Source organism: Porphyromonas sp. COT-108 OH2963 (genome assembly GCF_000768895.1).
In the GTDB taxonomy this organism is placed as follows: Bacteria; Bacteroidota; Bacteroidia; order Bacteroidales; family Porphyromonadaceae; genus Porphyromonas_A; species Porphyromonas_A canoris.
The window spans coordinates 322,306-343,374 of record NZ_JRAP01000002.1 but is presented as its reverse complement, the minus strand read 5'-3'; the positions used below and the strand labels follow the sequence as shown (position 1 = coordinate 343,374).

Below are 21,069 nucleotides of genomic sequence, written 5' to 3'. Positions count from 1 at the left end.
CACTCATATCATCAGTAATAACTACCTTTGTGATCCGTGATTATACATATAAAACAGTTCGTTTATGAAAAATAACAACATAGATAGAAGAGTTCGAGTACGTTTTGCTCCAAGTCCGACAGGCCCTCTGCACATAGGTGGTGCCAGAACAGCCTTATATAACTATCTCTTTGCTCGTCAAAACGGGGGAGATATGATTATTCGGATAGAAGATACAGACAGCCATAGGTTTGTTCCTGGAGCAGAAGATTATATCATAGAAGCACTTCACTGGTTGGGTATAGAGATAGATGAAGGTATCGGGACTACGCCGGAAGGTCCTCATGCTCCTTATCGTCAAAGTGAGCGTCGCGATATATACAGGAACTATGTAGGACAACTCCTTTCAGAGGGAAAGGCTTATTATGCTTTCGATACCCCTGAAGAGTTGGAGAAATACAGAGCCGAAATTCCGAACTTCCAGTATGACGCCCAAAATCGTCTTTCTTTGAGAAACTCTCTATCTCTTACAGAAGAAGAGGTAAAGAAGTTGATAGCAGATGGTACTCAGTATGTCGTGCGTTTGAAGATAGAGCCGGATGTTGATATAACAGTCAATGACATCATCAGAGGAGAGGTAGTCATCAACTCTTCTGTTCTTGATGACAAAGTGTTATATAAAAGTGCAGATGATCTTCCGACCTACCACTTGGCAAATGTCGTAGATGATCATCTCATGGAGATAAGTCATGTCATTCGCGGTGAAGAGTGGTTGCCATCCTCACCTTTGCACGTATTATTATATCGTGCATTCGGATGGGAAGATACCATGCCTCAGTTTGCCCACCTGCCTCTACTGCTTAAACCTGAAGGCAATGGCAAGCTAAGCAAAAGAGATGGAGACAGACTCGGATTCCCCGTATTCCCTTTGCTTTGGACGGATCCGGTTACTCAAGCCATAAGTTCAGGCTATAGAGAAAGCGGGTATCTCCCTAATGCTGTTGTCAACTTCCTTGCTCTGTTGGGTTGGAATTCGGGAACAGATCAGGAGATATTCTCAATGAAAGAGTTGATAGACTCGTTCGATCTGAAAAAATGTTCCAAGAGTGGCGCTAAGTTCGACTACGAAAAAGGAAAATGGTTCAATCATAAATATATCCAAGAACTCTCCGGAAAAGAGATTGTATTGCTTGCGAAAGCTCACATAGAAAGAGCCAATCTTCCTTATGATGAAGATAGACTCGCTGCAGCCACCGAGATCATAAAAGATCGTATAACGTTGCTTTCGGATCTCCCGGCTCTTATCTCTTTCTTCTTTGTCGCACCAACCTCTTATGACGAAAGTGCTATCAAAAAAAGGTGGAAGGAAGACACACCTGCTCAGCTACAAGAAGTGCGCTCTTTTCTTGCTTCAATAACGGATTGGAAGTCGGCTCATTTGGAAGATACACTCAAGTCGTTCATCGCCGAAAAAGGATTCAATCTCGGAGGCATCATGAATCCTCTTCGTCTTAGCCTTGTAGGAGCTCTTCAAGGACCTCATCTATTCGATATTCTTGAGTTCATAGGGAAAAACGAGACATTGGCAAGAATAGAAAAAGCGATAGATACAATAGGATCTCTCAAGCAGTAATGAGTAGTGTCTTATACAATACCGGAGTAAAGGCTTACTTCACTCTTCTTCGGCTGATCTCTCCTTGGCATCCGAAAGCAAAAAAGATGATACAAGGTAGGCGGTATGCTCTTTCTGACCTTGAACAGAAGAGAAAGAAAGGAGTACCTACGATATGGATACATGTCTCCTCTTTGGGAGAGTACGAGCAAGGGCATCCTCTTTTGGAGCGAATAAGGAAAGATCTTCCGGAAGTAGAGGTTGTGCTGACGTTCTTCTCTCCTTCGGGATATGATGTGCGCTGTAACACGCCATTAGCCGATATTGTAACCTATCTTCCGGCAGACACATCTCCGGAGTTGAAGACCTTTATAGAGACTCTGAATCCAACAATTGCACTCTTTGTAAAGTATGAGTTTTGGCTCAATACCATCTCTATATTGCATCAAAAAAGAGTTCCTGTATTCTTGGTTTCTGCCATTTTCCGTTCCAATCAGATCTTTTTCAAATCATGGGGAAAAGAGTTCAAAGAGGCTCTATGGCAGTATGATCATCTTTTTGTGCAGGATGAGAACTCCTTGCAACTGCTCAAAAGCATCGGTCTAAGCAACGATAAAATTACCATAGCCGGAGATACGAGAGCAGACAGAGTGTGTCAGATAGCAGCTCAACCGAAAAAGATAAAAGAAGCCGAGTATCTCAGGGAAGATGCCAAGCGAAAAGGGCAACTTGTTTTGGTCATCGGAAGCAGTTGGGAAGAGGACGAAAAGATCATCCTGCCCTATCTTCTCACTCTTGATAATATAAGACTTATCATTGCCCCACATGAAGTTCATGAAAAGCATTTGTCCCATTTGGAAGAGCTCATCGGGAAGTCCAATCTGGTCTATCTCTCCCACAAACCATCCGAAGCAGAGATAGCCAATGCCAAAGCCCTTATCATAGATGGTTACGGACTTCTTTCTTCGCTGTACAGATATGCGGACATTACCTACGTAGGAGGTGGTTTTGGGAAAGGGATACACAACACGCTCGAAGCAATAGCATTTGGAGCACCCGTCGTGTTTGGTCCTAAATATCATAAGTTCAGGGAAGCAGTCTCTCTCCTAAAAGAAGGAGGTGGTTTCTCCATCGCATCCAAGGAGGAGGCAGACCTGCTTATGGCAAAACTCATCTCCGATAAAGATTACCGCCAAACAGCAGGAGACAGAGCTGAAAGATATTTATCCGCAAACAAGGGAGCCACAGACGCTATTTTTGCAAAGATTTCCGATACATTGGAAAACCGGTTTAACAGCCGATAAATATGATGAAAGCTATATAGGAATCAGCTAAAAGCCATATAGGAATAAGCGGAAAGTCCATAAGGATTTCCGGAGAAAGGTTCTCGGACAGCTTCGGAAAGTGCATCAAAGAGGCTATTCCATAAAGATCAAGAAGGTCAAAAAACATTTGAGGAGACTTGTTAAAGCAACAAGCCTCCTCAAATATTTTTATCGAGCATGTAGATAAAGACTCTTTGGGAAGGGATCCATAAGAGTTACCAATCCACTTCTACATCGGTCTCATCGGGGTCATAATACTCCTCATCTTCTTCCTCTTCAAAGTAGATAGAGTCCATGTCGAAGTCATCCTCAAGGAATGATGCCGACAACCCCTCTCTCATATTTTTTCTCACGATGTTGGAGACATCATGTCTGTTGTCCGACACAATGGCTTGCCAGATCGTATCTTTCAGAAGTTGTAATCCCTGACCGGAAACAGAGGAGAAAAAGACCGTCTTTACTCCCTCCGGAAGATGTTCGGAGAGCATCTCTTTCAGCTCATCATCTATAAGATCGCACTTGGAAATTCCCAAGACACGATTTTTCTCAAGCAGTTCGGGGTTATACTTTTCAAGTTCGGACAGCAGGATCTCATACTCCTTGGCTATATCATCCGCATCGGTAGGGACAAGGAAAAGCAGAACCGAATTTCTCTCGATGTGCCTCAAAAAACGTAGTCCAAGCCCTCGACCTTCCGCCGCACCCTCTATGATGCCCGGAATGTCTGCCATCACGAAAGATTTGTGATCCCTGTACGAAACAATCCCCAGGCTTGGCTCCAGTGTGGTAAAAGGATAGTTGGCAATCTTGGGTCTTGCCGCGGAGACAGAAGAGAGGAGTGTGCTTTTCCCCGCATTTGGGAATCCCACCAAGCCTACATCTGCAAGCAACTTAAGCTGCAAGATAACCATTCTCTCCTGAGCAGGCTCTCCGGGCTGGGCATAACGCGGTGCCTGGTTGGTAGGGGTCTTGAAATGAGTATTCCCAAGTCCGCCCCGACCTCCTTGCAGAAGCAAAATCACTTCGTCATGATCGTTTACTTCGCAGATGTAATCACCTGTTTCGGCATCATACGCCACTGTTCCGCACGGCACATCTATATATATATCCGCACCGGCTTTTCCTGTGGAATTTTTGCTTGATCCCGGCTCTCCGCTTTCGGCAACCTTATGCCTGTCGTACTTCAAGTGGAGAAGCGTCCAAAAGTTACGGTTACCTCTCAGAAAGATGCTACCGCCTCTACCGCCGTCTCCTCCGTCCGGACCTCCCTTAGGGATATATTTTTCTCTCCTGAAATGGGCAGAACCACGCCCTCCCTTTCCGGATTTGCAATAGATCTTTACGTAATCTATAAAATTGGATTCTGCCATAGGAAAAACTTCTTTTGCTCTTTATAATACACTGTCTATTGCTTCGGATATGGATGCAAAGATGTCATCCATCTCTCCCAAACCATTTATGGGAGTGAGAGTACCTTCCTTTCTGAAATACTCTTTCAGAGGGAGAGTCTGACTATTATATACGACAAGACGAGACTTTATGGCCTCAAGGTTGTCATCGCTTCTACCGCTTATCTTTCCGCGTTCGAGCAATCGTCTGATTAGCTCATCTTCAGGTACGTTAAGATCCAATACAATAGAAACCTCACAATCATGCCTTGCCAGCATACGTTTCAACGCATCGGCTTGAGGAATGGTACGAGGGAAACCATCGAAAATGAAACCTTTGACCTTGCCCAACTTCCCTTCTAAGTGGTGTTCCAACATAGCTACCACATCTTCATCAGGTACAAGGTGTCCCTCCTTTATATAGTCTTGCGCCAATATCCCAAGAGATGTTTGGTCTGCAATCTCTTTTCTCAAGATATCTCCGGTAGAGATATGTTCCAACCCAAAAGTTTGGGCTATTCTTGCACTTTGGGTCCCTTTTCCCGAACCGGGCGCACCAAATATTAAAACATTTATCATAACAATAGGTTATTCTTGTGTTTGATACAGTTAGTTTTAGTGTTGTTCGCTCTCAAAGAGTGTGTCAGTTCTATTCTATAAGTTTATATATGTCTTTATAGAGACGTCCTCTTCCGTCATAATCCAAGCCATGACCTACGATAAAATCGGGTGGGATTTCCAAACCAAGATAGTCCGGTTTGACATCCACTACCTTCGGAGCATCCGGTTTATGCAGAAGCACAGCCAGCTTTACCTCTTTTGCTCCTCTCGATGTATAGAGAGCACGTATATGATCCAGCGTGAGACCGGAGTCGATCAGGTCTTCCAATATAATGACATGACGACCTTCCACCGAAATTTGAGGCTTCATAATCTCCTGAATAGCACCTGTCGAGCGTGTCCCGCTATAAGAAGCATATTGTGCGAAGCAGAGTTGATAGTCTCCATCTATCTCTCTCATCAGCTCGGATGTAAACATAAAGGAGCCGTTGAGAATGCAGATAAAAAGAGGATTCTTATCTCCCATATCGGCAACAATCTCTTTTGCCATTCGCTTTATCTGTGGCTGGATTTCAGAGTCATGAATATAGATCGAAAAACTCTTATCGTTAAGTGTTATTTGTGCTGGCATAATTCTTAGTCCATTATAATTAAAAGGAAGAACAAAGTTAGGGAAAAATAACATAGGTGAGACATATAGAGACGATTAGCGAGTCTCTTTTTTGAAAAACAGGGTAGTGGAGAGCTTTGTAAAAGAGTTTGAATCCGGAGTATGGTAAAGCGTTAGCCCTTTTCGGGTAATCCCAAAAACAAATCTGTTTTATCCTATTTGAAAGATGATTTGAACGTTAAAAGAAGTGTTTCTAAACATTTAGAGATTTATAAATCAAGCCCTTAATTGTGGAAATCAAGCCTTGAGTAGAGGCTTTCAAGATTTGATGTGCACCAATCAAGCCTTGAAACCAAAGTCTGAATATAAATAACCAAACTATTGTTAAGCTTAAAACACTTTTGGGAAGCTATTAAAAAATAGTAGGGAAGAGGGAGATTGTAGTAGCGAAACAGACAAGAGAAAATATCGGAAAGGATTTCGGAAACCACTTATCCGTCACAATGCACCTTACTTGTATTGGGCACAAAATCACTATCTTTGTAAACTCAAAAGATTATACACAGATAAATATAGAACTCAATACAAAGATATGGCTCTACAATGCGGCATAGTAGGTCTTCCCAACGTGGGGAAATCTACCCTTTTCAATTGTCTTTCCAATGCAAAAGCACAGAGTGCAAACTTTCCATTCTGTACCATAGAACCCAATGTGGGAGTTATAACCGTTCCGGATCCAAGACTTAACGAATTGGCAAGATTGGTCAATCCGCAACGAATAGTTCCCAATACGGTTGAGATAGTCGATATTGCCGGGCTTGTCAAAGGTGCCAGCAAGGGAGAAGGGCTGGGGAATAAATTTCTTGCAAACATTAGAGAGACGGATGCGATTCTGCATGTATTGCGTTGCTTTGACGATGATAACATAACTCACGTAGACGGATCCGTGGATCCCATTAGAGATAAAGAGATCATCGACACAGAGCTTCAGCTGAAAGATTTGGAAACGGTAGAGAGTCGCATCCTAAAGGTAAAAAAGCAAGCTCAAACAGGAGGAGATAAACTTGCCGCACTGCAATGCTCCGTATATGAACGCATCCAAGCTGCTCTTCTCAAGGGAGAGAATGCTCGTACCGTAACGTTTGACAGCAAAGATGAAGAGAAGGCGGCATCCGAGCTTTATCTGCTCACTGCGAAACCTGTACTCTATGTCTGCAATGTGGACGAAGGCTCTGCCGTTACGGGAAACAGCTATGTGGAGCAGGTCAAGGAGGCTGTCGCCGCCGAGAATGCACATATACTGGTTGTTGCGGCAAAGATAGAGAGCGAGATTGCCGAGCTTGAGACCTACGAAGAGCGTCAAATGTTTTTGAACGAAATCGGGTTGGAAGAGTCCGGTGTTTCTCGCTTGATAAGGGCGGCATACGCTCTTCTCAATCTGGAAACCTACTTCACCGCAGGTGTACAGGAGGTGAGAGCATGGCCCTACGTTAAAGGGTGGAAAGCTCCTCAGTGTGCAGGTGTGATACATACGGACTTCGAGAAGGGATTTATCCGGGCGGAGGTGATCAAGTATGACGACTATATCAAGTTCGGATCAGAGTCTGCCGTGAAAGAAGCCGGCAAAATGAGTGTCGAAGGCAAGGAATATGTGGTGCAGGATGGCGATATCATGCACTTCCGCTTCAACGTATAGAGTGATTCGAGAAAGTAATAATCATAAACCGGAAATATTATTTACCAACGAAAAACAGAATAGAACATGTACAACAATAACGATAGCTACAATGTATCTGCCCCTTATGGGCAAACGCGTATCCTGGATACGGTAACAATGCGCTCTATGTGGAGCAAGACTTATGGCTGGATGGCTCTGGCTCTTGTGGTATCTGCTTTTGCTTCTTATATCTCTCTTAGCACAAGTATATTTGATGCCATAATGACCAGCAAAGGTCTGTTTTTCGGACTCATCATTGCCGAACTCGTTTTGGTCTTTATCCTTGCAAGAAGTATAGGCAAACTCAACTCCATGATATCATTTGCCCTCTTCATGGTTTATGCCCTCCTTAACGGTGTAACCCTCTCTGCCATACTCTATATGTACACTGCAACCAGCGTACTCTCTACCTTCCTGATTACGAGTGGTATGTTTGCCACAATGGCTTTCATAGGCTTCTTCACCAAGAAGGATTTGAGCAAGTTTGGTTCCATCTTTATGATGGCTCTTGTCGGACTGATATTGGCTTCTGTGGTTAATATCTTCTTGGGAAGCCCTTTGATGTACTGGATTGTAAGTGTTGCAGGAGTTATCATCTTCTGTGGGCTTACTGCTTACGATATCAATAAGTTCAAAAAACTGTTTGAAGAAGGCTCCATCCCGGATACGGAATCTGCCAATAAAGTGGCTCTTATGGCAGCATTGAGCTTGTATCTGGACTTCATCAATCTCTTTATCTATCTTCTTCGCATTATAGGTGCAAGAAGAGACTAAGCGAAATATAGCTTTGAAGCGAGAAAACTTTCTATCTATCTTTATTCTACTCATATCTTCCCATGTTCGTCCAAAGAAGATATGGGAAGATCTGCTGGGATTGGAGAGCAGAGGTCTCTCCAATAATACCTCTTCCGAAAGTAGAGAGTTTTTCATGATTCGCTACTTCTTCCCGTTTTTGACCCTTATTGCTCTTGTGGCTTTGAGTAGGGAAATGGTAGAAGCAATCGCGGAAAGCGGATTTTCAAAAGAGATTCTTATCTATGCTTTTTTCAGAGTAGCATACTATATTGTGCTTATGCTTGCCTCCTTCTTTTACTGGAGAGTGGTATGCTCTATTCATGGAAAAAAGTTCATTAAAGATAGAGAGCAGTCCGGTGGCTGGGATTTGCCCATAATGGCAGCCTTGACTTCGACTTGGTTGGTACTACTATTGTTTGCACTCTTTGGGCAACCGCATCTTCAAATATTGTGGTTTTTACCTTTTGTGTTTGTTGCAGGGCTTTGGGGAGCATACAATACTTTGGTTTATGGATTGCAGATAACGCCTCCAATAAGCCGGAAAATATCTCTCTTTTTCGCTGTGGTGAATACGATGTTAATCGGTGTCGCAAGTGAAATTTTTTCTATCTTCCTGCTTTAGACCCTCGTCATGTCAAAAAAGAATACACAGAAAACAGTAAACATAAAGAATAAAAGGGCAACCTTTGACTACGAGATATTAGAGACTTTTGTCTGTGGTATAGTCTTGACCGGTACCGAAATCAAGAGTATACGCCTATCTAAAGCGTCTCTGGTAGATACATATTGTATAGTGGAAAGGGGAGAGGTATGGGTGAAGAATATGTACATAGCCGAATACTTCTACGGCTCATACAACAACCATACTGAGCGAAGAGAAAGAAAACTTTTGCTCTCAAAAAAAGAGATTAAGAGCATACAGGAAGCTATTAAGAACAATGGTACCACCGTTGTTCCTACTCGACTTTTCATAAATGAGAGAGGACTTGCGAAGCTGGTCATTGCAATAGCCAAAGGTAAAAAGCAGTACGATAAGAGAGCATCTCTTAAAGAGAAAGATCTTCGCAAGGAGATGGATATGGTCAAGAAGAAATCTTGGTAATAGTTTAGACAGATAACAACAAAAATAAATATAGACTTTATGAGTGGTAAGGAGTTTAAAAGAACATTGGTAACATCAGCACTGCCTTATGCCAACGGACCTGTACATATAGGACACTTGGCAGGTGTTTACGTTCCTGCGGATATTTATGTTCGCTATCTTAGATCAAGGGGGAGAGAGGTCTTGTTCATAGGAGGATCCGATGAGCATGGAGTCCCCATCACAATAAGAGCTAAGAAAGAAGGTGTTACGCCACAAGATGTTGTAGACAGATACCACACTCTTATAAAAGACTCTTTCGAGGAGTTTGGTATAAGCTTTGACATTTACTCTCGTACAACTTCTGAAACTCACAGAGAACTGGCTTCGGAGTTTTTCCGAACACTTTATGATAAAGGAGAGTTCCTGGAAATAGAGAGTGAACAGTTCTTTGACCCCGAAGCTGGACAGTTTCTTGCAGACAGATATATTGTAGGAGAGTGTCCTCACTGCCATAATGGTAAAGCGTACGGAGACCAATGTGAAGCGTGTGGTACATCCCTTAACCCGACAGACTTGATATCTCCACAGTCTGCAATATCCGGGGCAAAACCCGTTCTAAAGTCGACAAAGCATTGGTATCTTCCTTTGGATAAGTACGAACCTTTCCTTAAAGAGTGGATTCTTGAAGGGCACAAGGAGTGGCGTAGTAATGTCTATGGCCAGTGTAAGAGCTGGTTGGATATGGGGTTACAGCCTCGTGCCGTGAGTAGAGACCTCGATTGGGGTATTCCTGTTCCTATAGAAGGCGCTGAAGGGAAAGTACTATATGTCTGGTTTGATGCTCCTATCGGTTATATTTCAAATACTAAGGAGCTGTTACCGGATACGTGGGAAAAGTGGTGGAAAGACGAATCGACCAGAATGATTCACTTTATCGGGAAAGATAACATTGTATTCCACTGCATTGTGTTCCCTACGATGTTGAAGGCAGAAGGCTCATACATCCTTCCGGATAATGTGCCGTCAAATGAGTTTTTGAATCTCGAAGGGGATAAGATCTCTACATCAAGAAACTGGGCAGTATGGTTGCACGAATATCTTAGAGATTTCCCCGGTAAGCAAGATGTACTGAGATATGTGCTTACCGCGAACGCTCCCGAGACAAAGGATAATGACTTCACGTGGAAAGACTTCCAAAATCGGAATAATAATGAGCTGGTTGCTGTACTTGGAAATTTTGTTAATCGTACACTTGTGCTAACTCATAAGTATTACGATGGCATCGCTCCCACAGTAGAGTCATTACCGGAGGCGGATAAAGAGATACTTGCTGAGATTTCTAAGTATAAGGAAAAGATAGAACAGCTGTTAGAGACATTCCATATCAGAGATGCTCAACGTGAAGCAATGAATATTGCACGATTGGGTAACAAATATCTTGCAGATGCAGAGCCTTGGAAAGTGATTCGCACAGACCCGGATCGTGTCAAAGAGATTATGCACGTTGCCCTTCAGATCACGGCTAACTTGGTTATTGCTTTTGAACCATTTCTCCCTCACTCGGCAGAGAAACTTTCTCGAATGCTTCGTATAGATCTTGCTTCTCTCGATTGGGATATGCTTGGAGCTACAGACCTTGTACCGGGAGGACATCAAATAGGAGAAGCAAATCTGCTTTTTGAAAAAATAGAAGATGCCACCATAGAAGTTCAACTCAAGAAACTGGAGCAAACAAAAGCAGACAATGCAAAAATGGAGGCTAAGCCTGAACCATTTTTACCCGATACAGACTTTGATTCGTTTATGAAAATGGATCTTCGTGTCGGTACCGTGTTGGAGTGCGAACGTATACCAAAGAGTGACAAACTGCTTCGTTTTCTCCTTGATGACGGCTCCGGTTCTCCTCGTACAATCGTTTCAGGAATCGCAGAATACTACGCCCCGGAAACTCTCATAGGACAACAAGTTTGTTTTATAGCCAATCTTCCTCCCCGTAAGCTTAGAGGAGTAGAAAGTTCGGGAATGATTTTATCTGCAGTTTCTCCTGATAAAAAACTGATTTTAATCTCTCCAAAAGAGGAAATAGCTCCCGGCTCCAAAATTTCTTAATCCTATATGATACTTTCTCCCAATAGCTCTGTTGCTGCTCTCATATCGGGTGGTGTGGATAGTTCCGTAGCACTTCACCTGCTGTGTGAAGCCGGTTTTCGTCCCCATCTTTTCTATATCCAGATTGGGATGAAAGAGAGTGGCTTTTTGGACTGCCCCTCTGAAGAGGATATTGAAATGGCTAACTGGCTTAGCCGCCACTATAATCTTCCTCTTGAGAAAGTCTCTCTGCATAAAGAGTATTGGGATTATGTTGTTTCTTACACTCTTGAAACCGTAAAGGCAGGACTTACTCCGCATCCGGACATGATGTGTAACAAACTCATTAAGTTTGGATTCTTCAATACGTATTGGGGTAAAAACTTTGATGCAATAGCTACCGGACATTACGCAGATAAAGTTATCATTGATGGAATACATCATCTTGCTACGGCTGTCGATCCGGTAAAAGATCAAACCGATTTCCTTGCTCAAATCTCGTATGAACAGCTCTGCAAGGCGTATTTTCCGTTAGGGAGATTGCCAAAGAAAGAAGTCAGACAGATCGCTGAAAAGGAAGGTCTTGTCACGGCACACCGTAAGGATAGTCAGGGAATCTGTTTTTTGGGAAAGATCAACTACAATGACTTTCTACGTCAATACCTTGGAGAAAAACCGGGAAAGATTGTAGACATAGATACCGGTGCCGTCTTGGGAGAACACAAGGGGTATTGGTTTCATACGATAGGGCAGAGGAAGGGTTTGGGCTTGAGTGGTGGTCCGTGGTTTGTAGTGAGAAAGGAGGTAGAGGAAAATACTATCTTCGTAAGTCGTGGATACGATCCGGATCTTCAATATGGTAATATAGTGGATATGAATGAGGTTAATTTTATATCCATTAGTCCTTTCCCGGAAGAATCAGACTCTATACCTATTACATTTAAGGTACGGCATACACCGGAATTCACATCCGGTACACTTATTAAGGAAGATGGGTTTTATCGTGTCTATAGCCGTGAACGAATACAAGGAATAGCACCGGGACAGTATTGTACACTATATAGTCAGGATGCCAAACTTTGCTATGGATCCGGAATGATTATAGGAGGTGCAATGAAAGAATAACGCCTTCGCTATAATATGAATGCAATTAAAAGGATTGTACTGATAAGTCCGGTAATTTTAGCAGAGAATCCCAATAGGGGATTAAGACCTTTCCCTTTTCTTGAAAAGGTCGTTATCGTTCCGGTATAAAGGAAAAGAGCAATAGGGAGTAACCCGATAGTCGTAATGATATAACTCCCGGACATCACTCCTGCAACGATATAACAGACAAGAGCGAGCAGAGCATTGAACATGTATAGATAAGGTCCGGAGGCTTCTCCCATACGCACAATAAGGGTTCGTTTGCCGCTTTCCTTATCTTCCGGATAGTCTCTGTAATTATTGATTACCAAAATATTGGCGTTAGAAAAACCGATAGAAAATGCTGCAGGGATAAGATAACTTGGTAAGCTTTCTCCTATTGCATAATATCCTCCTAATACCGGAATAATCCCAAAAAACAGGATAACGGCAAGATCTCCCAAGCCATTGTAAGATAGGGGATAGGGACCGGCGGAATAAGCAATAATCCCCAAAAGGACAACTATCCCCAACAAGAGCAGCCACCAGGATGTTATAGCAGCCAACCAGATCCCTAATACAGCACATAACGATACCCAAAAGATTGATGCCAAAAGCATCCATCCGGGTGTAATATCTCCCGTAGTAATAAGTCTTTTCGGACCAAGTTTTCTTCTTCTATCTGCGCCACTGAGATAGTCAAAGTAATCATTCGTAACATTACTGGCAATCTGGGCTGTAAGAGCCACAGCAAGCACCAATAAGAAAGGTTTCAGCCGAAACAACCCATCATGAAGCAGTGCTCCGGCAATAACAATAACGGGAGCAAGAGATGCCGGTAAAGTCTTGGGACGTATGGTCTGAAACCAAATGCTTAGTCTACTCATGATAAAACAGATGGGTGCTCAATGCTTCCAAAGCCATCTCTTTGTGCTCTTTCTGCACGAGTACCGTCACATTGTAGTTACTACCTCCATAAGAAATCATTCTTACCGGTATTTCGTCCAATGCCCTTATAATAGCGGATTCAAAACCGATGTTCTTCCAATTGAGGTCTCCAACAATGCAGATGCTAACCATATCCGAGTCTATGGAAACAGATGCAAACTGCTTTAATTCCGAAATAATATCTTGTAAATGACTCGCATTGTCTATGGTTACAGATACTGAAACCTCAGATGTTGTTACCATATCCACAGCCGTCTGATGCCTTTCAAATGTTTCAAATACCCTTCTCATAAATCCGTGAGCCAAGAGCATTCTACTGCTGTTAATCTTTACTACCGTAATATTATCCTTTGCGGCTATGGCTTTAATCTTTCCCTCTTCGATGGAATTGGATATCAATGTACCGGGAGCCGAAGAATCCATAGAATTGAGCAAGCGAACAGGTATATTACGATGCTTTGCAGGAAGAATACAAGTAGGGTGAAGGATTTTAGCACCAAAGTATGCCAGCTCTGCAGCCTCTTCAAAGTGAAGTCGGCGAACAGGATCCGTTTTCTCCACAATACGAGGATCATTATTGTGCATACCGTCGATGTCTGTCCATATCTGTATCTCTTTCGCCTCCAGAACCGCACCAATGATAGAAGCAGTATAGTCGCTACCTCCTCTTTGAAGGTTGTCTATCTCATCATAAGCGTTCTTGCAGATAAAACCCTCTGTAATATAAATATGACTTTGGGGTAGGAGAGAGAGTTGCTCTTTAAGTAGCATCTCTGTCCTTTGCATATCCGGTTCACCATACTTATCCGTTCTCATAAAGTCCAGTGCCGGTAACTTTACGGCACCTATACCCGTTTCATTCAGATGCTGACACATCATTTCCGTAGAAATTAACTCCCCTACGGCAAGTACAGCTTTCTCTTCAAATATCGTAAAAGAGTCCTCATGAAAACTCCAGAGATAGTCCATCTTTTCCTGAACAAATGTCTTTACGGCTCTTCTTAGAGGCTCTCCTTTGTAGAGAAAATCTATCTCTTGCATATATTTTGACTTCAACTCGTCAATGCAATGTTTGGCTGCATTGAGATTGCTGTCATAGTAGTGTTTGGATATCTCAACGAGTTTGTTGGTCACACCTGCCATAGCAGACAGTACTATTATCTTTTCACGGCTGTCGCTTATGAGTGTTCCAACATGTTTTATTCTCTCGGCAGAACCCACAGAGGTCCCGCCAAACTTCATTATAATTGTTTTGGCAGTGTTCATTTTGCTTATTACTGTTTCAGCTCTACTTCTTGTAAAGATTCGTGCTGTATGCTAACGATGCGTGCCGGATAGTTTTTTATCAGATTATAGTTGTGTGTAGCCATTATCACGGCTGTACCTCCGCTCGCAATCTCTTTGAATATACCGAATATCTGTTTCCCTGTCTCAGGATCAAGATTTCCGGTAGGCTCATCAGCCAATATAAGATCAGGCTTATTCAGAAGAGCTCTCGCAATCACCACTCGCTGCTGTTCACCTCCGGAGAGTTCGTGTGGCATCTTGTAGCTTTTGCTTGTCATGTCCACCTGCTCAAGCACTTCCGAGATACGATGTGCTATATCCGTTCTGTTTTTCCAGCCTGTAGCACGAAGAACAAACTCTAAGTTTGCATCGATGGATCTATCCGTAAGTAGCTGAAAATCTTGAAAAACAATTCCCAATTTTCTCCTCAAAAAAGGAATCTCTTTTCTTTTAATCTTACACAAATCATAGTCCATAAATCTTGCACTTCCGGAAGCTATATCCGTGTCTTTGTAGATAGACTTAAAAAGGGTAGACTTTCCGCTGCCAACCTTACCTATAAGGTATAGCATTTCTCCTCTGTGCACATCAAACGTTATACCGGATAATACTTCATGTCCATCTCGTTTGAGAGCAACATCTTTGTAGGATAATATGATTTCTGTAGATGACATTTTGAGTTTCTCTTCTGTGTTTGCTGTTATCTAAGCCATAATCAGCCCAAAGATAGCTCTTTTTTGCTTTATATGTTACATCTTTTTCTCTTGAGTATTTCTATTTCGATGCACTCAATTTGACATAACTATGATTATAGTAAAAATATTCAAGAGAAACAGCAGACACTTATCTTTGGCACAACAATTCCCCTAAGAATCAATATCACTTCTCTTTACTGAGTCGGAAGAGGCATATCGGGGAAACTCAAGAAAGCAAAGTGTATGATCTCGAAAATTATTCAAAACATTCTTATCAATGTATGAAATCTGATGAGATGTACCTCGTGTTGCAAACTTCATATTTGCAGTTGTCCCATTTTTCTGCCTCCATCTTTGCCACAACACCATTGTTTCTACCTGATTTACAGGCAAAATAGTACGCTTGATAGTAAATGCCCCATGACCTATAAGCAGATGACTATGCTCAAAAGAGAACCAAGACTGTCTGTAAGACAGATAAGAATAGAACACTCCGGACAAAGCCACCAAAGGGACAAAATACCAAATGATATGGCTAAGGAAATAGGCAACGACAGCAGCAAGTAAAGTTATTATCGAAGAGAAGAACAAAAGTCTTCGGAGATAAGCAGACTTCGACTTGTAGCTTCGCCCTCTACTCGGCTCATAGCCGGGAAAAATACTCTCCATAAGCGGTATTGCGACACGCTCTTTATTTATTCCATATATTTTGATATCCGACTTTTTATCTTCCTTCTTTTCGTTTGCCGACACCATTGCAGAGGCAAAATGAATGTGTACAGTCCCTAATCCGACCCACTGTTCAACAAGATTTTGTTGGAATGTACATGAGACAATCCTGTCACATGTAGAAGATTGAAAAATCTTGTTGATAAGCCCCGCACTATATTTTAGCTGCCCTCCTTTGACAGAAATGTTCAGATCATACTGCTTGAGTATAAGGAAGATAGATTGAATGAGAAAGGATGAAACAAATACTCCCAAGAAGATTATTATCCCCACTGCAAGGGTTAGATTGGAAAACCATAGCTCTACACGGTCAGACCAGATCCGGATGTAGTCTACGAGATAATCGGATATTTCATTGAAAACAGTACCGACAGCACCAGCCGCCAATATCAAACCTCTTAGAGGATTTCGGGTAAGACCCGAAATCAGAAGCTCTTTCCTCGATATTGTGTAAGAGAATGAGCCCAAAACCGGACTCTCTCCCCTTTCATTCTCCGGCAGTTCCAAGCTTTCCTCTTTCATCTCTTCTCCATCCGAATCACTCATGGAAGACTGGAAACTTGCGGCATAATCTCTCATTGCCCGTACATCTTCTTGAGGCAATACAAGCTCAACTTCTACCTGATTGGAACCAAGAGACTCAAACTGTATGACCTCCATATCCAACATCTGTAACAGAAAAGATTGACTGCTTCTCAGCTGATACACCTTCTTCAGAGGCAGGTAAAGTTCTTTCTTTTTCAGCCCCGAAATCCTTATCTGTATCTTTTCGTCTGCAATAAAATATTTTGTCGTAAAATACTTGTAAAGAGCTTGAATTAAAACAAATACAAAGAAAAAGACAATAGCATATCCCAACTTTTGCCAGACAGATAGCTCTTCGGTTGCATAAGAAAGGAGAAAATAAAAAATAAAGGGCCATGTCTTCAAGGATGCAACAAGCTCTCTTATGTATAGGACCAACAGAGAGGAAAGCCCCATTCTACGAGGCTCCGACCACAGATTTCGATTTGTATTCAAGACTCCCCTACTCTTTAGAACGTTCGACATCCGATATCTGCTCTATAATCCACTCCTTATAGGCTTCCGCTTGTTCCTTCTCAAGACCTGCAATTATAAGGTCTTCTTCTATACCTCCGGCAGCATTGAAGAGAGAAAGACGGTAAAGCCCAAAAGGTCTATCGTATAGATGTTGCGAAAGGACAACGTGTTGTAGCTTGCTATACGGAACACTCTTCTCCTTCGGCATAAATATTCCGGATCGGTAGCTAACGTCTTTATCCCTGAAAAGATACCCTTTGAATCTGTATATTTTTACCATCAACATCTGATGCACAATACCAAAGAGAAGCAGAGCGGAGCAGATACTGAGTATTATCCAAAACGGTATATCATTCTTCATAATGCCTGCAACGATCGTAGCAACAAGCAGTAAGACTATCGGCACTATGGAAGACAATCTTAATACTTTGATATACTTAGGATTAAGAGGCTTATACGCCTCTCTTTCAAGACGAGGAATGTCCGTGAGAGAAATGGGATCATTCACAAACTGAGAAGGTTTATCTACGATACTCATAAGGAGATTTGTTTAAGATGAACGAAGATAACAATTTTTAATGACTGTATTTACTCTCATGCACCATCTGCTTACAAAAATCTGTAACCGTATTTATAAACTGCTCTATTCGTTAATAAAAACCAGCTTAATGCCTTTTAGAGTTCCGAATCAAGCTCCAACTTTCATGGACCAAACTTTGATGAGCTAAAATCGAGCTTTGATTTGTGGAGATCAAGGCAGGATTCGGACTTCTTACTCTATTAAACAGAAGAATTGAACCCGATAAGAGCATCTTTTGAACAGATTTAGTGGAATAAGTTGCCGATGAAAGGGTAAAAACTCATTTGGGAAATAGCCGGAGAGATCCGCTTAGAGCGCAAGGAATAAAAAAATACGACTTCTATCTTTCCTATTATTAGAGAGAAAGCTCCAAAAGAGTGCCCATGCGAGCTGATGGGTATTGCAGTAATAGAAAAATATCGTACCTTTGCGCTGGGTAAGTCCTATACGGCCAGCTCCTATTGAACTCCCCCAGGGCTTGATCGCAGCAAGGGTAGATGGTTGTAGCGGCGCGATGTAGTAAGCTTACCCGCCTGCCTCTTTAGCTCAGCTGGCCAGAGCACGTGATTTGTAATCTCGGGGTCGTTGGTTCGAATCCGACAAGAGGCTCAAGGATGACTTCATCCTTAACCGGTGTGGTAGTTCAGTTGGTTAGAATACCTGCCTGTCACGCAGGGGGTCGCGGGTTCGAGTCCCGTCCATACCGCTCAAAAACTGAGAAAGCGTCTTAATTCGTTGGAATTAGGACGCTTTTTTCTTTTTAGCTACCTTATATTTTGGATAAAAGACAAATGCCATTTACCTAATTCTATAGGGTTATGAGTATTCTTCCAAAACAGCTACATAATTTTCAGGTATATTCCCTTTCCAAAAAAAATAAAAAGAAATACTCCCCCCCTTTTTGAAAATAAAAGAAAAAATACGGACAGGAGACAAAAGCAAAGTCGCTAAATCCCCTATCCGTTTGTTTTCTTCTCCAAGCTTGTGTAATGTGCCCCTCTAACCTAAGTAGTCAAGACTTATACCCTTTTTCTCTATGAGTGCTTTCAGTATCTCCAGTTTGCGGATAACCAATGGATAGTCTGCATGAGACTTTCTCCACTCGGCTTCAGGCTTGCCTAAAAGTTCTTTGAGAAATACTTCCAAATCACGATCGGCAGGATAAAATGAGACCTTTTCTTTTTTGAAGTAATAGGACTTTAGGAATCCCAACTCCCTAATATCTTTAATATTAGGCATATTACCTTCTTCTTCCGAAAAAGCCTTGCCATAATAAGCTTCGCTAATGGCGTAAAAAGGAGCAAGAGTTTCTGCATCTGCTTGCTGTATCACTCGCATCACCAGGTTATTTAAGATTATTACTGCGAGCTTGTGTTGTTCATCATTGCTCTTAGTTCCGACATCTTTAAGATCGGCTATTGCCAATGTTTGCATTCCAAATACGGTGATATGCTTATCATCTGGCTTATCCATATTGTATGTTTTACGACTACGATCATAAGGATAAGAAGTAATGGTGTCTACCAATAACAAAGAGTACGGCATTGTGCTCTTGGCTACAAAAGAAGCTACTTTATTACGAATAAACTCGGCAGCCTGTCTATACTCGGACAATGATTGCAGATACTTCAGACGATATAGCTGTGCTTCATAATAGTCCGTACCGGTAATGGTAACACTATAAGGGATACTAAGGACTCTTGTATGATTGGCACGACGGAGTGTATCGTTAAAAAGGAGGTATGATCCGGTCTGTTCGTAAAAAGAGCGGCGTAGATTTGCCTCCTCCGATTGGTCTGCATCATCCGGAACAAAGAGATTTATTTCGGGAACTACATCTCCGGAGAGCTGTTCTTTGCTACAACTTGCAAAAAACAGACTCAATAAAAACATAGTGAACAGGATTGTATTATTGTTATTTGGTTTCATAATTATGTATTTTTGAGGGTTTGCGATCCAAGCGAGGATTATCCTGTATTTGATCATTGATACTACGTTGCTCACGAGGCAGAGGTAGAACATATCCTTCATCTTCTTCTGCCGGAAGAGTATAGTAGTAAGTAATATTCGGCTTGCTGTTACGTCCATCTTTTTTGTATATAGTATATGTATTCACCAGCTCTTCTTTGCTTGGATAAATACTGTTAACCCTGTAACGGCGAATATCAAACCAGCGTTGTCCTTCAAAACAGAGTTCCATTCGGCGTTCTTGACGTATTGCTTGTACAAGTTCACTGCTGGCAGACATTGTAATTTCGGAGTTAGCTCCTGCTTGGTAGCGACTCTTTCTCAATTTGTTAATCAATTCGACTGCCTCGTTATTCTTTCCTTGCATAGCCAGTGCTTCTGCTAAGTTGAGATAAATCTCACCACTGCGAAGCACAAAGACGTCCGAAACTTCACTACGATTAAAGTTTTTAGGATTTGTTTTAGTTACCTGCACATAGTGTCCTCCATCCAATGCTCCTTTAGCTTGGGAGCGAATCATATAACGCTGCGCTCGAAGGTCTTTCTTGTCATACAAAGCATACAAATCTTTGGATACTGCAAAACCGCCTATGGGAGCGTTACTCATTTCAGCTGCAATGAGTCCTCCTCCCATACTAAATATCAATTCCGGATTAGATGAAGAAAAGAAATACTCCTCCGCTCCCAAGCCATTCAAATTACATAGCTGAGGGTGCAAATCCATTGCCTTTTGAGCATAAAACTCGGATTTTTTCCAGTCTTGCATATAGAGATATACACGCGATGCAAAAAGGTTTATTCCGGCTTCTGATATTCTGTAAAGAGAAAGCTGTTTAACCCCTTGGCTCATCCTCAAAGCCTCATCAAGATCACTGATTATATGGTCATAAACCTCTTTGATGCTGGATCTTTGGAATTTCTTATTCTCGATATAGTGTGCTGTTTTAAGCGGAATACCGGGCTTATCCAAATTCTCAGGAGCATAAGGTTGAGCATAAAGATTTACCAAAAAGAAGTAGTAGGCAGCACGAAGAAAATGTGCTTCTGCTTTGATGCGATTCATTCGATTCTGATCTGCTTCTGTTGTACTTTTTATGCTTGATGCTTCATTCAATACAATGTTCAAAGTGATGATGTGGTTATATACACGCAACCAATCTACACTCTCCTTATAAGAAACCAAGCCATTGAATGCCTCCCCGATACGTTGTTGCCAAGTATAATAGCCGAACATACGTGGGCGGATATTGGCTTCCGGATTATAACGAGTGGTACCTATCAGCTCCTGAGTCTCATCTGACATATAGTGCAAATAAGGAAAGTAAAAGTTGTCGTAACGGCGAGGAGTAGTAGGTGCCACACTCATATAGCACGCACCGATAAGCAACTCATCAAGATCATCAGCTGTACGAATATAAGCAAGGTCATTCGAGCGTTCACGAAGAAAATCTCCACAAGAAGTCGTCATTATACTTCCTGTCAGTATCAGGAACAGACCGGCAAATATATTATTAACTATACGTTTCATCTGTTTTTT

Annotated in this window: 18 protein-coding genes and 2 tRNA genes; 10 read left to right on the top strand and 10 right to left on the bottom strand. The window is 42.0% G+C overall.

Annotated features, from left to right (window positions below; genetic code table 11):
• Positions 1-64: 64 nt before the first annotated feature.
• Both gltX and HQ39_RS01420 read left to right on the top strand, forming a co-directional pair.
• On the top strand, positions 65-1,612 hold the full coding sequence (gene gltX / locus HQ39_RS01425) for a glutamate--tRNA ligase (protein WP_036862943.1): 1,548 nt from the start codon (positions 65-67) through the stop codon (positions 1,610-1,612).
• On the top strand, positions 1,612-2,895 hold the full coding sequence (locus HQ39_RS01420; protein WP_036862940.1) for a 3-deoxy-D-manno-octulosonic acid transferase: 1,284 nt from the start codon (positions 1,612-1,614) through the stop codon (positions 2,893-2,895). Before gltX ends, HQ39_RS01420 begins: the two co-directional genes overlap by 1 nt.
• A 236-nt stretch (positions 2,896-3,131) precedes the next feature.
• On the opposite strand, the gene obgE is transcribed toward HQ39_RS01420, so the two are convergent.
• The 3 genes from obgE to HQ39_RS01405 all read right to left on the bottom strand — a co-directional run bounded on the left by obgE (position 3,132) and on the right by HQ39_RS01405 (position 5,496).
• Positions 3,132-4,286, bottom strand: a complete 1,155-nt coding sequence (obgE, locus tag HQ39_RS01415; RefSeq protein ID WP_036862937.1) for a GTPase ObgE — start codon at positions 4,284-4,286, stop codon at positions 3,132-3,134.
• A gap of 21 nt (positions 4,287-4,307) precedes the next feature.
• On the bottom strand, positions 4,308-4,883 hold the full coding sequence (locus tag HQ39_RS01410) for an adenylate kinase (RefSeq protein ID WP_036862933.1): 576 nt from the start codon (positions 4,881-4,883) through the stop codon (positions 4,308-4,310).
• Between the two features lie 70 nt (positions 4,884-4,953).
• On the bottom strand, positions 4,954-5,496 hold the full coding sequence (locus HQ39_RS01405; RefSeq protein WP_036792472.1) for a phosphoribosyltransferase: 543 nt from the start codon (positions 5,494-5,496) through the stop codon (positions 4,954-4,956).
• Between the two features lie 571 nt (positions 5,497-6,067).
• Here HQ39_RS01405 and ychF point away from each other — a divergent pair.
• From ychF to mnmA, 6 genes are all read left to right on the top strand, one after another.
• Positions 6,068-7,171, top strand: a complete 1,104-nt coding sequence (ychF, locus tag HQ39_RS01400; protein ID WP_036862931.1) for a redox-regulated ATPase YchF — start codon at positions 6,068-6,070, stop codon at positions 7,169-7,171.
• 66 nt (positions 7,172-7,237) lie between these two features.
• Positions 7,238-7,966, top strand: coding sequence for a Bax inhibitor-1/YccA family protein (locus tag HQ39_RS01395; RefSeq protein WP_052079317.1), 729 nt, complete (start codon positions 7,238-7,240; stop codon positions 7,964-7,966).
• Positions 7,950-8,609: a hypothetical protein gene (locus tag HQ39_RS01390; protein WP_235317631.1), complete on the top strand. Its 660-nt coding sequence runs from the start codon at positions 7,950-7,952 to the stop codon at positions 8,607-8,609. Before HQ39_RS01395 ends, HQ39_RS01390 begins: the two co-directional genes overlap by 17 nt.
• A 9-nt stretch (positions 8,610-8,618) precedes the next feature.
• The gene (smpB, locus tag HQ39_RS01385; RefSeq protein WP_036862923.1) at positions 8,619-9,089 is read left to right on the top strand and encodes an SsrA-binding protein; all 471 of its coding nucleotides are present in this window, start codon (positions 8,619-8,621) and stop codon (positions 9,087-9,089) included.
• Between the two features lie 39 nt (positions 9,090-9,128).
• Positions 9,129-11,180, top strand: coding sequence for a methionine--tRNA ligase (metG, locus tag HQ39_RS01380; RefSeq protein WP_036862920.1), 2,052 nt, complete (start codon positions 9,129-9,131; stop codon positions 11,178-11,180).
• 6 nt (positions 11,181-11,186) lie between these two features.
• A complete protein-coding gene (gene mnmA / locus HQ39_RS01375) occupies positions 11,187-12,284 on the top strand; it encodes a tRNA 2-thiouridine(34) synthase MnmA (RefSeq protein ID WP_036792460.1) in 1,098 nt (365 codons plus the stop codon).
• An 8-nt stretch (positions 12,285-12,292) separates the two neighbouring features.
• On the opposite strand, the gene menA is transcribed toward mnmA, so the two are convergent.
• The 5 genes from menA to HQ39_RS01350 form a co-directional block, all read right to left on the bottom strand.
• Positions 12,293-13,171: a 1,4-dihydroxy-2-naphthoate octaprenyltransferase gene (gene menA / locus HQ39_RS01370; RefSeq protein WP_036792457.1), complete on the bottom strand. Its 879-nt coding sequence runs from the start codon at positions 13,169-13,171 to the stop codon at positions 12,293-12,295.
• Complete coding sequence (locus HQ39_RS01365) at positions 13,164-14,498, bottom strand: aspartate kinase (protein WP_036862916.1); 1,335 nt, start codon at positions 14,496-14,498, stop codon at positions 13,164-13,166. The genes menA and HQ39_RS01365 overlap by 8 nt, the downstream gene beginning before the upstream one ends.
• 8 nt (positions 14,499-14,506) lie before the next feature.
• The gene (locus HQ39_RS01360) at positions 14,507-15,193 is read right to left on the bottom strand and encodes a cell division ATP-binding protein FtsE (protein WP_036862914.1); all 687 of its coding nucleotides are present in this window, start codon (positions 15,191-15,193) and stop codon (positions 14,507-14,509) included.
• Between the two features lie 192 nt (positions 15,194-15,385).
• A complete protein-coding gene (locus HQ39_RS01355; protein ID WP_160216096.1) occupies positions 15,386-16,963 on the bottom strand; it encodes a PH domain-containing protein in 1,578 nt (525 codons plus the stop codon).
• A 7-nt stretch (positions 16,964-16,970) separates the two neighbouring features.
• Complete coding sequence (locus tag HQ39_RS01350) at positions 16,971-17,522, bottom strand: PH domain-containing protein (protein WP_036849040.1); 552 nt, start codon at positions 17,520-17,522, stop codon at positions 16,971-16,973.
• 577 nt (positions 17,523-18,099) lie between these two features.
• Between HQ39_RS01350 and HQ39_RS01345 the strand changes: the two genes are divergently transcribed.
• Positions 18,100-18,173, top strand: a tRNA-Thr gene (locus tag HQ39_RS01345).
• A gap of 23 nt (positions 18,174-18,196) precedes the next feature.
• Positions 18,197-18,270: transfer RNA gene (locus tag HQ39_RS01340), tRNA-Asp, on the top strand.
• 293 nt (positions 18,271-18,563) lie between these two features.
• Here the strand turns inward: HQ39_RS01340 and HQ39_RS01335 are convergent.
• Both HQ39_RS01335 and HQ39_RS01330 read right to left on the bottom strand, forming a co-directional pair.
• Positions 18,564-19,493, bottom strand: coding sequence for a hypothetical protein (locus tag HQ39_RS01335; protein ID WP_036862909.1), 930 nt, complete (start codon positions 19,491-19,493; stop codon positions 18,564-18,566).
• Positions 19,480-21,060 (bottom strand): RagB/SusD family nutrient uptake outer membrane protein, encoded by a 1,581-nt coding sequence (locus tag HQ39_RS01330; RefSeq protein ID WP_052079316.1) that lies wholly within the window; start codon positions 21,058-21,060, stop codon positions 19,480-19,482. Before HQ39_RS01330 ends, HQ39_RS01335 begins: the two co-directional genes overlap by 14 nt.
• Positions 21,061-21,069: the final 9 nt, after the last annotated feature.

Coding starts and splice junctions, on each gene's coding strand:
- gltX (WP_036862943.1), top strand. CDS start 65: ATGAAAAATAACAACATAGATAGAAGAGTTCGAGTACGTTTTGCTCCA.
- HQ39_RS01420 (WP_036862940.1), top strand. CDS start 1,612: ATGAGTAGTGTCTTATACAATACCGGAGTAAAGGCTTACTTCACTCTT.
- obgE (WP_036862937.1), bottom strand. CDS start 4,286: ATGGCAGAATCCAATTTTATAGATTACGTAAAGATCTATTGCAAATCC.
- HQ39_RS01410 (WP_036862933.1), bottom strand. CDS start 4,883: ATGATAAATGTTTTAATATTTGGTGCGCCCGGTTCGGGAAAAGGGACC.
- HQ39_RS01405 (WP_036792472.1), bottom strand. CDS start 5,496: ATGCCAGCACAAATAACACTTAACGATAAGAGTTTTTCGATCTATATT.
- ychF (WP_036862931.1), top strand. CDS start 6,068: ATGGCTCTACAATGCGGCATAGTAGGTCTTCCCAACGTGGGGAAATCT.
- HQ39_RS01395 (WP_052079317.1), top strand. CDS start 7,238: ATGTACAACAATAACGATAGCTACAATGTATCTGCCCCTTATGGGCAA.
- smpB (WP_036862923.1), top strand. CDS start 8,619: ATGTCAAAAAAGAATACACAGAAAACAGTAAACATAAAGAATAAAAGG.
- metG (WP_036862920.1), top strand. CDS start 9,129: ATGAGTGGTAAGGAGTTTAAAAGAACATTGGTAACATCAGCACTGCCT.
- mnmA (WP_036792460.1), top strand. CDS start 11,187: ATGATACTTTCTCCCAATAGCTCTGTTGCTGCTCTCATATCGGGTGGT.
- menA (WP_036792457.1), bottom strand. CDS start 13,171: ATGAGTAGACTAAGCATTTGGTTTCAGACCATACGTCCCAAGACTTTA.
- HQ39_RS01365 (WP_036862916.1), bottom strand. CDS start 14,498: ATGAACACTGCCAAAACAATTATAATGAAGTTTGGCGGGACCTCTGTG.
- HQ39_RS01360 (WP_036862914.1), bottom strand. CDS start 15,193: ATGTCATCTACAGAAATCATATTATCCTACAAAGATGTTGCTCTCAAA.
- HQ39_RS01350 (WP_036849040.1), bottom strand. CDS start 17,522: ATGAGTATCGTAGATAAACCTTCTCAGTTTGTGAATGATCCCATTTCT.
- HQ39_RS01335 (WP_036862909.1), bottom strand. CDS start 19,493: ATGAAACCAAATAACAATAATACAATCCTGTTCACTATGTTTTTATTG.
- HQ39_RS01330 (WP_052079316.1), bottom strand. CDS start 21,060: ATGAAACGTATAGTTAATAATATATTTGCCGGTCTGTTCCTGATACTG.